At 71.6% G+C, this 14,142-nt stretch carries 15 protein-coding genes; 8 read left to right on the top strand and 7 right to left on the bottom strand.

Going from position 1 to position 14,142, the window contains the following annotated elements:
* Positions 1–4 precede the first annotated feature (4 nt).
* Positions 5–202 carry a hypothetical protein gene (locus tag D0D28_RS35625; protein WP_162831060.1) on the bottom strand — a complete coding sequence of 66 codons (198 nt, stop codon included), beginning with the start codon at positions 200–202 and terminating at the stop codon, positions 5–7.
* A 21-nt stretch (positions 203–223) separates the two neighbouring features.
* Positions 224–1,891: a dihydroxy-acid dehydratase gene (gene ilvD / locus D0D28_RS14235; RefSeq protein ID WP_094005779.1), complete on the bottom strand. Its 1,668-nt coding sequence runs from the start codon at positions 1,889–1,891 to the stop codon at positions 224–226.
* Positions 1,892–1,967: 76 nt separating this feature from the next.
* Here ilvD and boxC point away from each other — a divergent pair, with 76 nt between their 5' ends.
* The 4 genes from boxC to D0D28_RS14215 are packed head-to-tail and all read left to right on the top strand — an operon-like array spanning position 1,968 to position 7,442.
* Positions 1,968–3,584: a 2,3-epoxybenzoyl-CoA dihydrolase gene (boxC, locus tag D0D28_RS14230; protein ID WP_116110883.1), complete on the top strand. Its 1,617-nt coding sequence runs from the start codon at positions 1,968–1,970 to the stop codon at positions 3,582–3,584.
* Between the two features lies 1 nt (position 3,585).
* Positions 3,586–5,004: a benzoyl-CoA 2,3-epoxidase subunit BoxB gene (gene boxB / locus D0D28_RS14225; RefSeq protein WP_116110882.1), complete on the top strand. Its 1,419-nt coding sequence runs from the start codon at positions 3,586–3,588 to the stop codon at positions 5,002–5,004.
* A gap of 21 nt (positions 5,005–5,025) precedes the next feature.
* The gene (locus tag D0D28_RS14220; protein ID WP_116110881.1) at positions 5,026–6,588 is read left to right on the top strand and encodes a benzoate-CoA ligase family protein; all 1,563 of its coding nucleotides are present in this window, start codon (positions 5,026–5,028) and stop codon (positions 6,586–6,588) included.
* Positions 6,585–7,442, top strand: a complete 858-nt coding sequence (locus D0D28_RS14215) for an amidohydrolase family protein (RefSeq protein WP_116110880.1) — start codon at positions 6,585–6,587, stop codon at positions 7,440–7,442. Before D0D28_RS14220 ends, D0D28_RS14215 begins: the two co-directional genes overlap by 4 nt.
* Positions 7,443–7,612: 170 nt before the next feature.
* On the opposite strand, the gene D0D28_RS14205 is transcribed toward D0D28_RS14215, so the two are convergent.
* The gene (locus tag D0D28_RS14205) at positions 7,613–7,996 is read right to left on the bottom strand and encodes a VOC family protein (protein ID WP_116110879.1); all 384 of its coding nucleotides are present in this window, start codon (positions 7,994–7,996) and stop codon (positions 7,613–7,615) included.
* 62 nt (positions 7,997–8,058) lie between these two features.
* Positions 8,059–8,511, bottom strand: coding sequence for a MarR family winged helix-turn-helix transcriptional regulator (locus tag D0D28_RS14200; protein WP_116110878.1), 453 nt, complete (start codon positions 8,509–8,511; stop codon positions 8,059–8,061).
* Positions 8,512–8,606: 95 nt separating this feature from the next.
* On the opposite strand from D0D28_RS14200, the gene D0D28_RS14195 reads away from it, so the two are divergent.
* The gene (locus tag D0D28_RS14195) at positions 8,607–9,560 is read left to right on the top strand and encodes a ring-cleaving dioxygenase (RefSeq protein ID WP_116110877.1); all 954 of its coding nucleotides are present in this window, start codon (positions 8,607–8,609) and stop codon (positions 9,558–9,560) included.
* A 98-nt stretch (positions 9,561–9,658) separates the two neighbouring features.
* Positions 9,659–10,060, top strand: a complete 402-nt coding sequence (locus tag D0D28_RS14190; RefSeq protein ID WP_116110876.1) for a DUF4259 domain-containing protein — start codon at positions 9,659–9,661, stop codon at positions 10,058–10,060.
* A gap of 387 nt (positions 10,061–10,447) precedes the next feature.
* Here the strand turns inward: D0D28_RS14190 and D0D28_RS14185 are convergent, their stop codons facing one another.
* The 3 genes from D0D28_RS14185 to D0D28_RS14175 are packed head-to-tail and all read right to left on the bottom strand — an operon-like array spanning position 10,448 to position 12,887.
* On the bottom strand, positions 10,448–11,167 hold the full coding sequence (locus D0D28_RS14185) for an SDR family oxidoreductase (protein ID WP_240323205.1): 720 nt from the start codon (positions 11,165–11,167) through the stop codon (positions 10,448–10,450).
* Positions 11,168–11,172: 5 nt separating this feature from the next.
* Entirely contained in the window at positions 11,173–12,324 is a 1,152-nt protein-coding gene (locus D0D28_RS14180) for an NADH:flavin oxidoreductase (RefSeq protein ID WP_116110875.1), read from the bottom strand.
* A complete protein-coding gene (locus tag D0D28_RS14175) occupies positions 12,321–12,887 on the bottom strand; it encodes a helix-turn-helix domain-containing protein (protein ID WP_116110874.1) in 567 nt (188 codons plus the stop codon). The genes D0D28_RS14180 and D0D28_RS14175 overlap by 4 nt, the downstream gene beginning before the upstream one ends.
* Before the next feature lie 62 nt (positions 12,888–12,949).
* Here D0D28_RS14175 and D0D28_RS14170 point away from each other — a divergent pair, with 62 nt between their 5' ends.
* Positions 12,950–13,744 carry a class I SAM-dependent methyltransferase gene (locus D0D28_RS14170; RefSeq protein ID WP_116110873.1) on the top strand — a complete coding sequence of 265 codons (795 nt, stop codon included), beginning with the start codon at positions 12,950–12,952 and terminating at the stop codon, positions 13,742–13,744.
* Positions 13,745–13,786: 42 nt separating this feature from the next.
* Positions 13,787–14,131, top strand: a complete 345-nt coding sequence (locus D0D28_RS14165; RefSeq protein WP_094005716.1) for a LapA family protein — start codon at positions 13,787–13,789, stop codon at positions 14,129–14,131.
* Positions 14,132–14,142 lie beyond the last annotated feature (11 nt).

The raw sequence follows: 14,142 nt of genomic DNA, 5'->3' as shown, positions 1-14,142 counted from the left end.
ACGGTCAGCAGTGTCCCGTCGTCGGAGTGGTCTCGTCCGGCGTGCCGGGCCAGGGTGGGGCGGTGGCCGCGACGACCTCCAGGCCGTGCGGGCCCGCGCGGAACTGGAAGGTCGTGCCGAGCGGGATCGTCAGGCACACGCCCGGCGTCAGCTCGGTGAGCGGCGTTCCGCAGGTGCGAGGTCTGGAAGGGCTGCACGGCATCCGGCAGTTCGTCGGCTGCCGCTAGGAACAGATCGCGCCCTGGGCCGCGGACCCGACCAGCCGCGCGTACTTCGCCAGCACGCCCGTCCGGCGCGGCAGCTCCGGCGGTTCCCAGCCGGCGCGCCGCGCCTCCAGTTCCTCGGCGGAAATCCCCACGTCGAGCGTCCGCGTCTCCATGTCCAGCACGATCGGGTCGCCGTCGCGGACGAAGGCGATCGGGCCGCCGTGCGCGGCTTCCGGGGCGACGTGCCCGATGCACAACCCGGTGGTCCCGCCGGAGAACCGCCCGTCGGTGAGCAGCAGGACGTCCTTGCCCAGCCCGGCGCCCTTGATCGCGCCCGTCACGGCCAGCATCTCGCGCATCCCGGGCCCGCCGCGCGGCCCCTCGTACCGGATCACCACCACGTCGCCGGGCTGCAGCGTCGGCAGCGCGTCCATCGCCGCCTGCTCCCCGTCGAACACGCGCGCCGTGCCCTCGAACCGCGACGAGTCGAACCCGGCGCTCTTCACCACCGCACCTTCCGGCGCGAGGCTGCCGTGCAGGATCGTCAGCCCGCCGGTCGGGTGGATCGGGTTCGACAGCTTCCGCACCACCTCGCCGTCCAGCTCCGGCGGCGCCAGCTCGGCCAGGTTCTCCGCCAGCGTCTTGCCCGTCACCGTCAGGCAGTCGCCGTGCAGCAGACCCGCGTCGAGCAGGGCCTTCATCACCACCGGCACCCCGCCGACCCGGTCCACCGCGGTCATCACGTGCCGCCCGAACGGCTTGACGTCGGCCAGGTGTGGCACCCGGTCACCGATCCGGGTGAAATCGTCCAGCGTCAGCTCGACCTGCGCCTCGTGCGCGATCGCCAGCAGGTGCAGCACCGCGTTGGTCGACCCGCCCAGCGCCATCACGACGGCGATCGCGTTCTCGAACGCCTCGCGCGTCAGCACGTCCCGCGCGGTGATCCCGGCGGCGAGCATCCCGACCACGGCCTCGCCGCTCTCCCGCGCGAACCGGTCCCGCCGCCGGTCCACCGACGGCGGGCTGGCCGACCCGGGCAGCGACATGCCCAGCGCCTCCGCCGCGCAGGCCATCGTGTTGGCCGTGTACATGCCGCCACACGCGCCCTCGCCAGGGCAGATCGCGCGTTCGATCTTGTCGACCTCCGCGCGCGAGATCAGCCCGCGGGCACACGCGCCGACGGCCTCGAACGCGTCGATGATCGTCACCTCGCGTCCGTCGACGTTGCCCGGCAGGATCGACCCGGCGTAGAGGAACACCGCGGCGACGTCCAGACGGGCGGCGGCCATCAGCATCCCGGGCAGGCTCTTGTCGCAGCCGGCCAGCAGCACCGCGCCGTCCAGCCGCTCGGCCTCCATCACCGTCTCCACCGAGTCGGCGATGATCTCCCGGGACACCAGCGAGAAGTGCATGCCCTCGTGGCCCATCGAGATGCCGTCGGAGACGGAGATCGTGCCGAACTCCATCGGGAAGCCGCCGCCGGCGTGCACCCCCTGTTTGCTCGCCTGCGCCAGCCGTTGCAGGGACAGGTTGCACGGTGTTATCTCGTTCCATGACGAGGCGATGCCGATCTGCGGTTTGGCGAAGTCCTCGTCGCCCATTCCGACCGCACGCAGCATGCCCCGCGCCGCCGCGCGTTCCAGCCCATCCGTCACGTCCCGCGACCGGGGTTTGAGGTCAGCCATGGTGAGCACGATAGGCCGGAGATCCATTATCTACACAACGTTGACGACCGAGAGCAAGTTGTAGAGAATCGAAGTCATGACGACGGTGTCATTCGATCGGCGACCGGACTCCTACCGGCACTGGCGGCTCCGCATCGAGCCGCCGCTGGCCTGGCTGGAGATGGACGTCGACGAGAACGGCGGCCTGGTTCCCGGCTACGAGCTCAAGCTCAACTCCTACGACCTGGGCGTCGACATCGAGCTGTACGACGCCGTCCAGCGGCTGCGCTTCGAGCACCCCGAGGTGCGCGCGGTCATCCTCACCAGCGCCAAGGACAAGGTGTTCTGCGCCGGCGCGAACATCCGGATGCTGGCCGGCTCCTCGCACGAGTGGAAGGTGAACTTCTGCAAGTTCACCAACGAGACCCGCAACGGCATCGAGGACGCCACCGAGAACTCCGGTCAGATCTACCTCGCCGCGGTCAACGGCAGCTGCGCCGGCGGCGGCTACGAAATCGCCCTGGCCTGCGAGAAGATCCTGCTGGTCGACGACAACTCCTCGACCGTCGCGCTGCCCGAGGTGCCGTTGCTCGGCGTGCTGCCCGGCACCGGCGGCCTCACCCGGGTCACCGACAAGCGCCGCGTCCGCAAGGACCGCGCCGACGTGTTCGCCACCCGCCCGGACGGCGTGAAGGGCCGCACCGCGGTCGACTGGCGCCTGGTCGACGAGCTGGTCCCGCGCCAGGAGTTCCGCGCGATCGTCGAGCAGCGGGCCCGCGAACTCGCCGCGCGGAGCACCCGGCCGCAGGACGCGCAGGGCATCGTGCTCGAACCGCTCGAGCGCACCGAAGACGACGACCGCATCACCTACCCGAACACCACCGCCGAGCTGGACCGGGCCGCCGGCGTCGTCACCATCACCGTCCACGGGCCACACGAGGACGGCTGGCTGCTCGCGATGACCCGCGAGCTGGACGACCTCATCCTGCGCCTGCGCACCAACGAACCCGAGCTGGGCACCTGGGTCTTCCGCACCGAGGGCGACCCGGACGCCGTGCTCGCCGCCGAACGCGAGGTGCTCACCGGTTCCGACTGGCTGTCCAACGAAATCCTGCACTACTACAAGCGCACGCTGAAACGGCTCGACGTCACCAGCCGCAGCCTCATCGCCCTGATCGAACCGGGCAGCTGCTTCGCCGGGGTGCTGCTGGAACTGGCGCTGGCCTGCGACCGCCAGTACATGCTGGACGGCCCTCCGATCGACGACGAGGACAGCGAGGAGCGCGCGTGCCTCGTGCTGTCGGACGCGAACTTCGGCGCGTTCCCGATGGGCAACGGCCTGTCCCGCCTGGAATCCCGGTTCTACGGCGAGCACGACCACCTCGACTGGCTCAAACGCGAACGCGACCGGCGCCTGTCCGCGGGCGAGGCCGTCGAGCTGGGCCTGGTCACCGAGGCGCCGGACGACATCGACTGGGAGGACGAGATCCGGATCGTGCTGGAGGGGCGCGCAGCGCTGTCGCCGGACGCGCTCACCGGCATGGAGGCCAACCACCGGTTCGTCGGCCCGGAAACCATCGAGACCAAGATCTTCGGCCGCCTGACGGCCTGGCAGAACTGGATCTTCACGAGACCGAACGCCTCGGGCCCGGACGGCGCGCTGCGCCGCTACGGCACCGGCCAGAAGGCGACCTTCGACCGCAAGCGGGTGTGAGATGCCGACCAGGATCGACTACGACGCCAAGATCCCGAACAACGTGGAGCTGTCCGACAACCGGCGCCTGCAGCGGGCGCTGGAGGGCTGGCAGCCGAAGTTCATGCACTGGTGGGCCGAGATGGGCCCGGCGCTGGAGACGCAGGGCGTGTACCTGCGCACGGCGGTCAGCGTCGGCCGTGAGGGCTGGGCGCACTTCGACCACGTCGTGCCGCAGGACTACCGCTGGGGCATCTTCCTGTCCGAGCGCGACCCGGACCGCCGGATCGCGTTCGGCGAGCACCGCGGCGAGCCGGCGTGGCAGCAGGTGCCCGGCGAGTACCGCGCCGACCTGCAGCGGCTGATCGTCATCCAGGGCGACACCGAGCCGGCGTCGGTGGAGCAGCAGAAGCTGCTCGGCCTGACCGCGCCCAGCCTGTACGACCTGCGCAACCTCTTCCAGGTCAACGTGGAGGAGGGCCGTCACCTGTGGGCGATGGTCTACCTGCTGCACGCCTACTTCGGCAAGGAGGGCCGCGAGGAGGCCGAAGCGCTGCTCTACCGCAACTCGGGCAGCCCGGACACGCCGCGCATCCTCGGCGCGTTCAACGAGGAGACCGCGGACTGGCTCGCGTTCTACATGTTCACCTACTTCACCGACCGCGACGGCAAGTACCAGCTGGGCACGCTCAAGGAGTCCGCGTTCGACCCGCTGTCGCGGACCTGCGAGTTCATGCTCAAGGAGGAGGCGCACCACATGTTCGTCGGCACCACCGGTGTCGACCGGGTGGTCACGCGCAGCGCCGAGCTGATCCGCGAGCACGACACGATGGACATCGCCGCGCACGGCGGCATCCCGCTGGACATCATCCAGCGCTACCTGAACTTCCACTACACCGTCTCGCTCGACCTGTTCGGCAGCGAGACGTCGACGAACGCGGCCAACTACTACACCTCCGGCCTCAAGGGCCGCTGGATGGAGACCCGCCGCAAGGACGACCACCAGCTCACCGACGACGCGGCGCTGCTGGAGAAACCGCGCGACGACGGCACCTGGACCACCGAGGAGATGCAGAAGATCCTGCTGCTCAACCTCGACCTGCGCACCGAGTACATCGCCGACTGCGAATCCGGGGTCAAGCGGTGGAACAAGATCCTCGCCGATGCCGGCATCGACTTCCGGTTCCGCCTGCCGCACCCTGGTTTCAACCGGAAAGTCGGCATAAACTCCGGCCACCACATCACGCCGGACGGGACGATCGTGGACGAAGCGACCTGGGAGCGCAGCCGCAGGCACTGGCTGCCCACCGACGAGGACCTGGCGTTCGTCCGCTCGCTCATGCACCCGGTGTACGAGCGGGGCAAGATCGCGAGCTGGGTGGCGCCGCCGCGGCAGGGCATCAACGGGAAGCCGTTCGACTACGAGTACGTGTACCTGTGAATCCTGCGAAGGGCGGGCGCGATGGCCGAGTTCAACGCCGCGGACTACCTGGTCGACCGGCACGTCCGGGACGGTGACGGCGCCCGTACCGCGGTCGTCACGGTCTCCCGCACGCTCACCTACGCGGAACTGTCCGAAGCGGTGCACCGCGTCGCGGGCGGGTTGACCGGCATCGGTGTGCGGCCCGAGGAACGGGTCATGTTGTGCATGGTGGACGGCGTCGAGATGCTCACCGGCATCCTCGGCGCGATGTGCGCCGGGGCGGTGCCGGTGCCGGTGTCGACCATGGTGACCGGGCCCGAGCTGGGCCGGGTGCTCGCCGACTCGCGGGCCCGCGTGCTGTGCGTGTCCGGCGAGTTCGCCGCGGCCGCGAAGGAGGCGGTCGAGCTGGCGCCGGAGGTCACCGACGTCGTCCTGGACCGGGCGGACGCGGCCCAGTTCTCTTCGATGTCCACACACGACTGGTCGCGTCTGTCCACGGCGGACCCGCGGGAAACCTACGCCACCTGGGAGGATTCGCCCGCGCTGTGGCTGTACACCTCCGGCACGACCGGCCGTCCCAAGGGCGCGATGCACCGGCACGCGAGCATCCGCGCGGTGTGCGAGACCTACGGACGGCAGGTGCTCGGCATCCGGCCGGACGACCGGTGCTTCTCGGTCGCCAAGCTGTTCTTCGCCTACGGCATCGGCAATTCCGCGTTCTTCCCGCTGTCGGTGGGCGCGAGCACGGTGTTCGAACCGGGCCGCCCGACGCCGCAGCTGGTGGCCGACCGGGTGCGCGCCGAGCGGCCGACGTTGTTCTTCGGCGTGCCGACGTTCTACTCCGCCCTGCTGTCCGCCGACCTGCCGCGCGACACGTTCTCCTCGGTGCGCCAGGCGGTTTCCGCCGGTGAGCCGCTGCCCGCGGTGCTGTTCGAGCGGTTCCGGGAGCGGTTCGGGGTGGAGATCCTGGACGGCATCGGGTCCACCGAGGCGCTGCACATCTTCCTGTCCAACCGGCCGGGCGCGGTGGTGCCGGGCACGACGGGCGTCGCGGTGCCCGGGTACGACCTGGAGATCCGCGATCCGCTGGGCACGGTGATCGAGACCACCGGGCAGCCCGGCGAGCTGTACGTGCGCGGGCCGTCGACGGCGTTCGGGTACTGGAGCCGGTACGAGACGTCGAAGCAGGTGTTCCAGGGCGAGTGGCTGCGGACGGGCGACAGCTTCGTGCGCAACCCGGACGGCACGTACACGTGTCTCGGCCGGTTCAACGACATGCTGAAGGCGGGCGGGATCTGGGTGTCGCCGGCGGAGGTCGAGCAGCGGTTGCTGCAGCACCCGGACGTGGCCGAGGTGGCGGTGGTGGCGGCGCCGGACTCCGACGGCATCGAGAAGCCGGTGGCGTGCGTGGTGCCGGCCGCCGGGCGGACGGTCGACCCGGACGCGCTGATCGGCTTCTGCCGGGAGGGGCTGGCCGCGTTCAAACGGCCGCGCGCCGTGGTGGGGGTCGAGGAGCTGCCGAAGACCGCGACGGGCAAGATCCGCCGGAACGTGATCCGCGAGCTGGTGCGGGATTCGCTGCGGCCGGGAGCGCTCACGTGATCGACGGGTATGCGGTGGTCGACGCGCACGTCCACGCGCCGCGGCTGGGCACGTTGAAGCCGGCGTGGCTGGAGTGGGCGGAGCGGTTCTCCGGGCCGCACGACTGGCGGTCGGCGTACGACGCGGAGGGGAACGTCGTGCCTTCGCGGCTGGATGCGTTGTTCGAGTCCGAGGGCGTCGACCGCGCGTTGTTGTTCTGCGAGTACAGCCCGCGCGCGACCGGGATCCAGCCGATCGAGGACAACCTGCCGCTGGTCGCGGAGAACCCGACGCGGTTCCGGCTGGTGGCGAACGTGAACCCGTACCTGCACCACCCGGTGGCGGCCGAGGTGGAGCGGCAGCTGGACCTGGGTGCGGTGGCGTTGAAGATCCACCCCGTGCACGGCGCGTTCTCGCCGGGGGACAAGGAGATGTACGCCGCGTACCACGTCTGTGCGGAGCGCGGGGTGCCGGTGATCATCCACTCCGGCACGAGCAGCTTCCCCGGCGCCCGCGCGAGCTTCGGCAACCCGGAGTTGATGGCGGACGTCGTCGAGGACTTCCCGTCGGTGCAGTTCGTGTTCGCCCACGGCGGCCGCGGGTGGTGGTACGACGTGGCCGCGTTCCTGGCCCTGGCGCGGGACAACGTGTGGCTGGACCTGTCCGGGCTGCCGCCGCGGAAGCTGCCGGAGTACTACGCGCGGTTCGACTTCGTGCGGCTGGCCGGCCGGTTCGTGTTCGGCACGGACTGGCCAGGCGTCCCGGGCGTCGCGCGGAACGTCCGGGCGCTGATGGAGCTGGACCTGCCGGACCCCGTGCTGCGCGACGTGCTGTCCGGCAACGCAGCGAAGATCTACCCGGGCTTGGGGATCTGACGCAGCCGCGAGTCCCACGCTCCCGCGCGCGAGTCCCACGCTCCGGCTCGCGAGTCCCGCGCTCCCGCGCGCGAGTCCCGCGCTCCCGCGCGCGAGTCCCACACCCGATGCGGTTCCGGGCAGGTCGGACTCTCAGCGCCGAAGGTGGGACTCGCGGGCGCCGGGGTCGGCTAGCGCATCACCTCGTGGAGGCAGAGCCAGTTGCCTTCGGAGTCGGAGAACCACGCGGCTTTCTCGTTGCCCAGCGTGGCGATGTGGCCTTCGGTGCGGAGGTCACCGGAGTCGTAGTCGGCGAAGCGCACGCCGCGGGCCTCCAGGTCGTGCACCTCGGCGGAGATGTCGTCGACCTCGAAGCTGAGCACCGTGTTCTCGCTCGGTGCGGTGTCCGGCAGCGGGCGCAGGCCGATCACGTGCCCGGAGCCGGCTTCGAAGTAGCAGGTGCCGTCCGGGCCGGTTCCGGTCTGGTGCAGGCCGAGCTGGTCGCCGTAGAAGTGCCGGGCGCGGTCGGTGTCCTGCGCGGGGAGCATGTGCGTGATGGTGGACGTGGTGAGCATGGCCGCCTCCTTCACGAGAGCACCCATGGTGCGCCGCGGATCCGGTCGAGGCAACGGGGGTTTCAGCTGGTGCCGTTCACCTCGCGGAGCGTGCGCATCGCGTCGGCCAGGGCTTCCGACGCCTCCGGGCCCAGCGGCTCCAGCACCCGGCGCCGCAGGATCTCCGCGCACGCCTGGCGCGCCTTCTCCGCCACCTCGCGGCCGTGCTCGGTCAGGCACGCGAACGTCACGCGCCGGTCGTCCGGGCTCGGCTTGCGGGTGATCAGCCCGGCGGCGACCAGCCGGTCCGCCACCTTGGTGAACCCGCCGCTGGACAGCGCCGCCTCGGTGGCCAGGCGCGTCATCGGCATGCGGTGACCGGGCGTGCGCACCAGCCGCAGCAGGATGTCGAACGGCGCCGGCGCCAGTCCGAACCGCTCGGCGATCTCGCCCATGAGTCGATCCTGCGTGGCGAGGTACCCCTCGATCACGAAGCCCCACCAGGTCACGATCTCGTCATCGCCGGGAGTGGTCACGCCATGACTATACCGCCCAGAACTCTTCCTGGAATATATCTTGCTGGCGAGAGGTTCTCCGGGTTACCTTGAGGCCCCGGCGAAGGAGCAGACGGATGTCCATCAAGACGAGCGGCTTGCACCACGTGACCGCGATCGGCGGCGACCCCCAGCGCAACGCCGACTTCTACCTGCGCACGCTCGGCCTGCGCCTGGTGAAGACCACGGTCAACTTCGACGACCCGGGCACCTACCACCTCTACTACGGCGACCAGTCCGGCAAGCCCGGCACGCTGATGACCTTCTTCCCGTGGCCCGGCGCCCCCAGCGGCCGCCTCGGCACCGGCCAGGCCACCACGACCGCGTTCTCCGTGCCGGCGAACTCGATCGGCTGGTGGAAGGACCACCTCGCGGAAGCCGGCCTCACCACCGGTCGCATCGCCAACCGGGCCGGCGAGGACGTCCTGACGTTCCGCGATCCGGACGGCCTCCAGCTCGCCCTGGTCGCGCACCCGCAGGGCGACCCACGTGACCCGTGGGACAACGGGCACGTCCCGGCCGAGCACGCGATCCGCGGCCTGCACTCGGTGACCCTGTCGGTCGCCGAGGAGGACGCGACCGCCGAGATGTTCGGCGACCTGGGTCTGACCTTCAGCAGCCAGGACAGCAACCGCCTGCGCTTCACGGCCGGCGCGGGCGGGCCGGGCGCGCTGGTCGGCGCGCTGGTCACGCCGGACGTGCCGCGCGGGCTCGTCGCCGCGGGCACCGTCCACCACGTCGCGTGGCGCGCGCCGGACGAGGACAGCCAGGCCGCGTGGCGCGCGGAGCTGGCCGACCGGGGCGTGCACGTCACCTCGATCCTGGACCGGCAGTACTTCCGCTCGATCTACTTCCGCGAGCCGGGCGGCACGCTGCTGGAGATCGCGACCGACCAGCCCGGGTTCGCCATCGACGAGCCGCTGCTGGAGCTGGGCCGTGCGCTCAAGCTGCCGCCGTGGCTGGAACCGGACCGCGAGCAGATCGAGCGCGCGCTGCCGAAGCTGGACATCCCTGGCGAGAACAACCGTTGACGCTGGAGCCCGAGTTCACCGAGGGGTGCGCCGGTGGCGTAACGACCGGTTTTGTCGGTGCCTCCTGAGAAGATCACGGCAACTTCGAGGAGGCGCCAATGGGCACAGGGGGAATCGGGCACTTCGACAACGACGAGGCCGCCGACTTCGCGAACGAGCTGGACGATCTGCCGGCTGGTGAGCGGGTGGCGCTGATCCGCACGACGCTGGAGACCGCCGCGGACGATTCCGGGTATCTCGAGGCGCCGGAGGGGATGCTCGCCGTGGCGGCGGCCGCGCTCGTGGCGTCACAGGTCCCCGACGGCGATCCGGTGGACGACAGCTACGGGCCGGAGGAGCCGCTGCCCGCGCTGCCCGCCGAGCTGAGACCGCTCGCGGTGCGCGCGATCGACCGCGTCCTGGGCGAGAAGTCCGAACTGGACGAACTGTGGGAGGAGCCGGACCGGCCGTCCTGGCCGGCCGAAATCGACCGGCTGCGCACGGTACTGGCGGCCGGTTGAGCGGAAGGAGCCCGCGGGAAGTCATGCGGTGCGGCGCCAGCGGCCGGGTTGTGGGAAAGGCGCGACGGCGGGCGTGGGCTGTGGTGCTGGCGGCCGGTTGAGCGGAAGGAGCCCGCGGGAAGTCATGCGGTGCGGCGCCAGCGGCCGGGTTGTGGGAAAGGCGCGACGGCGGGCGTGGGCTGTGGTGCTGGCGGCCGGTTCCGCGATCCAAGCGCTCACGGGAAGTCTCGCCGGTGTGCCGTCCCGCGGTGCCGGCGGCCGGGGCGCGGAACGAGCCACGAAGAAGGTCTCGACCGCGTGCGGTGCCGCTCCCGTCCGCGGGAGCCGACGCGGGGGGTGAGTCCATCCGCACCTCTGCGCTGTCCGGCTCGCCCGGCGGCCGCGTGCCTAGAACTCCGTGGGCCGCAGCAACGCGTCCGAGCCGCCGTCGATCAGGAACTGGGCGCCGTGGATGTAGCCCGCCTCCGGGCCGAGCAGGTAGCGGATCAGCGACGCGATCTCCGCCGGCCGGCCCCGCCGCGCGATCGGGGCCTGGTAGCCGCGGATCGCGTCGCCGAAGCGGGAGTCCAGGCCCGCCTGCAGCAGTGGCGTGTCGACCGCGCCGGGGGCCACCGTGTTCAGCCGCACGCCCGCCGCGCCCCACGTGGCGACCCGTTGCCGCACCGCGACCGTCAACGCGTTCTTCGACCACGAGTAGGCCAGGTGCCCCGCGTACTCGCCGGCGTCGGCCAGCGCCGCGGCCTCCTCGCCGCGCGAGATCGGGTTGTCCGCCCACTTCACCATCGTCGACGCCGAAGACGACACCGCCACCGCCGCCCCGCGCAACACCGGGAACAACCCGTCCAGCACCTCGACCGCACCGCGGTAGTTCACCTCGACGATCTGCCGCGGATCCGGGACGTGCGGCCCCAGCCCCGCGCACACCACCAGCCCGTCCAGTTCCGGCGCCAGCCCGCGCACCCCGTCCACCGCCGCCCGGCGACCGTCCGCAGTGGACAGATCCGCGCACACCTCCGCGTCACGCAGGTCCACGCCGATCACCTCGTGCCCGTCCGCCCGCAGCGCCGCCACTACCGCGGCCCCGATCCCCGACGCGGACCCCGTCACGGCAATCACGTCAGCACACATCGCGTCCCCCGGTAGATCGTCGGCATGCAGCGGTTGCAGTGCACGCACAGCGAACGCGCCCCGGACCGCAACCGCCGCGGCAGGTCAGGCTCACGCAGCAACGCGCGCGCCATCGCCACGAACTGGAAACCCTCGGCCACCGCCCGCTCCATCGTCTCCAGCCGCGTGATCCCGCCGAGCAGGATCAACGGCAGCTCCAGCGCCGCGCGGAACTGGCGCGCCCGGTCCAGCAGGTAGGCCTCCTGGAACGGGTAACTCTTCAGGAACGCCCCGCCACCCGCGCGGATGCCCCATCGCACCGGCGCCGGGAACGCGGCCGCGAACTCCCGCACCGGCGCGTCCCCGGTGAACAGGTACATCGGGTTCAGCAGCGAACTCCCGGCGGTCAGCTCCAGCGCGTCGACCGTCCCCTCCGCCTCCAGCCACCGCGCGACCTGCACGCTCTCGTCCAGCCAGAACCCGCCGGGCACGCCGTCGTCCATGTTCAGCTTCGCCGTCACGGCGATGCGTGAGCCGACCGCGTCCCGCACCGCCCGCGCGACCTCCAGCGCCAGCCGCGCCCGGTTCGCCAGCGACCCGCCGTAGGAGTCCCGGCGCCGGTTCAGCCGCGGGCTCAGGAACGAGCTCACCAGGTAGTTGTGTCCGAAGTGGAGTTCCACGGCGTCGAACCCGGCCTCGGCCGCCAGCCGGGCCGCCGAAGCGTGTGCCCGCACCACCCGCGCGAGATCGTCCACAGTGGCCGCTCGCGTCATCCGCATCCCCAGCGGGTTCGGGAACCGGCCCGGAGCCAGCGCCGGCAGGCGGTTCGACGCCGCGTTCGCCACTGGACCCGCGTGCCCGATCTGCGCGCTCACCGCCGCCCCTTCGGCGTGCACCGCGTCGGTCAGCCGCCGCAGCCCGGGCAGCGCCTCCGGGCGCATCCAGATCTGGTGCCGGTCGGTGCGTCCCTCCGGCGACACCGCGCAGTACGCCACGGTCGTCATCCCCACCCCGCCGCGCGCCGGCCGCCGGTGGAACTCGATCAGCCGGTCCGTGACCAGCGCGTCCGGGGTCGCGCCCTCGAACGTCGCCGCCTTGATGATCCGGTTGCGCAGCCGCACCGGCCCCAGCCGCGCGGGCGCGAAGACGTCGGTCATGACCCCGCCAATCCCGCCGCGACGAACGCCCGCAGCGTCTCCACCGGCACCTCGCCGGGCATTCCGTCGGCGAAGAACTGCAGCACCAGCCCGAACGCGAGCAGCCAGCGCTGTGCCGCGCCCGCCTTCGACAGCTCCGGCCGCGCGTCCCGCAGCAGCTCGATCCACGGCCCCAGCCCGAACCACCGGGATGTCCACGCCGGTTCCCGCCGCCCCAGCACGAACCGCGCCAGCAGCCGCAACCGCAACCGCCCGACCGGATCCGCGGCCAGCTCGGCCAGCGGGGTCACGACCAGGTCCACCAGCTCGGGCACGGTCGGCGCCCAGCCGTCGCGCCGCCGCTCGGTGACTTCGTCCAGCCGCTGCTGCCACACCGGCGCGAGCCGGGCCTCCAGCAGCGCCGCGATCAGCGCGTCCTTCGACCCGAAGTGGTAGTGCACCGCCGCCGGGTTCATGCCGGCCGCGCTGTTGATCGCCCGCACGGACACCGCGTCGTAGCCGGATTCCAGCAGCAGCCGCTCGGCGACGGTCAGCAGTCGCTCGCGGGCGTCGGTGCTCGGCACCCGTCCAGCACACCACACTTCCATCACCGAATCAATCACTGATTGACCGGCACAATCGAGGCATGGCGGACGCGGTGCGCAGGTGGTCGGAGCAGCTGGCCGGCTGGGCGATCCCGGAGCACATCCTGTCCGCGGCCCCGGAATCGCCCTGGTTCGTGCCGCCGCGGGCGTTCGCGCGCCGCGCCGACCGCCTCATCGCCGGACCCGCCACCCCGACCCACGACGCGGTTCTCGCGGCCCTTCCGGGTTCCGTGCTCGACGTGGGCGCGGGGGCGGGCGCGGCGAGCCTGCCCTGCGCGCGAGCCATCACGCGGGTCACGGCGGTGGACACCAACGCCCGCCTGCTCGCCGAGTTCGCCAACCGCGCGAAAGCGCTGTCCGTGCCCTGCACGACGATCGAGGGGCGGTGGCCGGACGTCGAGGCCGAACCCGCCGACGTCGTGGTCTGCGCCCACGTCCTCTACAACGCCCCCGACCTGGCGCCGTTCGCCGGCGCGCTGACCGCCCACGCGCGCCGCCGGGTGGTCGTCGAACTCGCCGCCGTCCACCCGATGACCAGCCTGAACCCGTTGTGGCGGCGGTTCCACGGCATCGCGCGCCCGGACGGCCCGACGGCCGACGACGCCGTCGCCGCGCTGCGCGAACTCGGCGTCGAGCCGGAGATCGTGCGGTGGCACCAGCACGCGAAGCCGGAGTACCAGCGCTTCGACGAGCTGGTCGACGTCACCCGCCGCCGGTTGTGCCTGCCCCCGGACCGCGCCGGTGAAGTGGCCGAAGCGCTGCGCGGCGCACCCGACTTCGGTTCCGCGGGTCGCGATGTGGTCACGCTCAGCTGGCCGGTTGGCCGTTCCGTGTGATTTCGACCTGCGGAGACCTTCGCACCCGAGCACAATCGGTGTATGACTCACGCGCAGGGGGACGAACCGGTCACCGGCACCCCGCCCCAGCCGCCCGTGGCGGAGCCCGCGCCCGCGAAGCCGGTCAAGATCAAACGGACCCGGGTCAGCGGCACCTGGGTCGCGATCATCGTCGCGCTGATCATCCTGGTGTTCCTGCTGATCTTCATCCTGCAGAACCTGGCCTCGACGACGGTGGCCTTCCTCGGCATGGAGGGCAGCATGCCGCTGGCCGTGGCCATGCTGTTCTCCGCGATCGCCGGCGCGCTGCTGGTCGCACTGGTCGGTGGCGCGCGCATCGTCCAGCTGCGGAAGGCGACGCGGAAGGCGAACAAGGCTCTGCGCTGATCCGGCCGTAC

The sequence above is a fragment of the Amycolatopsis ruanii genome, from assembly GCF_003385175.1.
Classification (GTDB): Bacteria; Actinomycetota; Actinomycetes; order Mycobacteriales; family Pseudonocardiaceae; genus Amycolatopsis_E; species Amycolatopsis_E thermalba.
The sequence above is the reverse complement of the archived record's forward strand: the minus strand, read 5'-3'. Positions and strand labels throughout refer to the sequence as shown.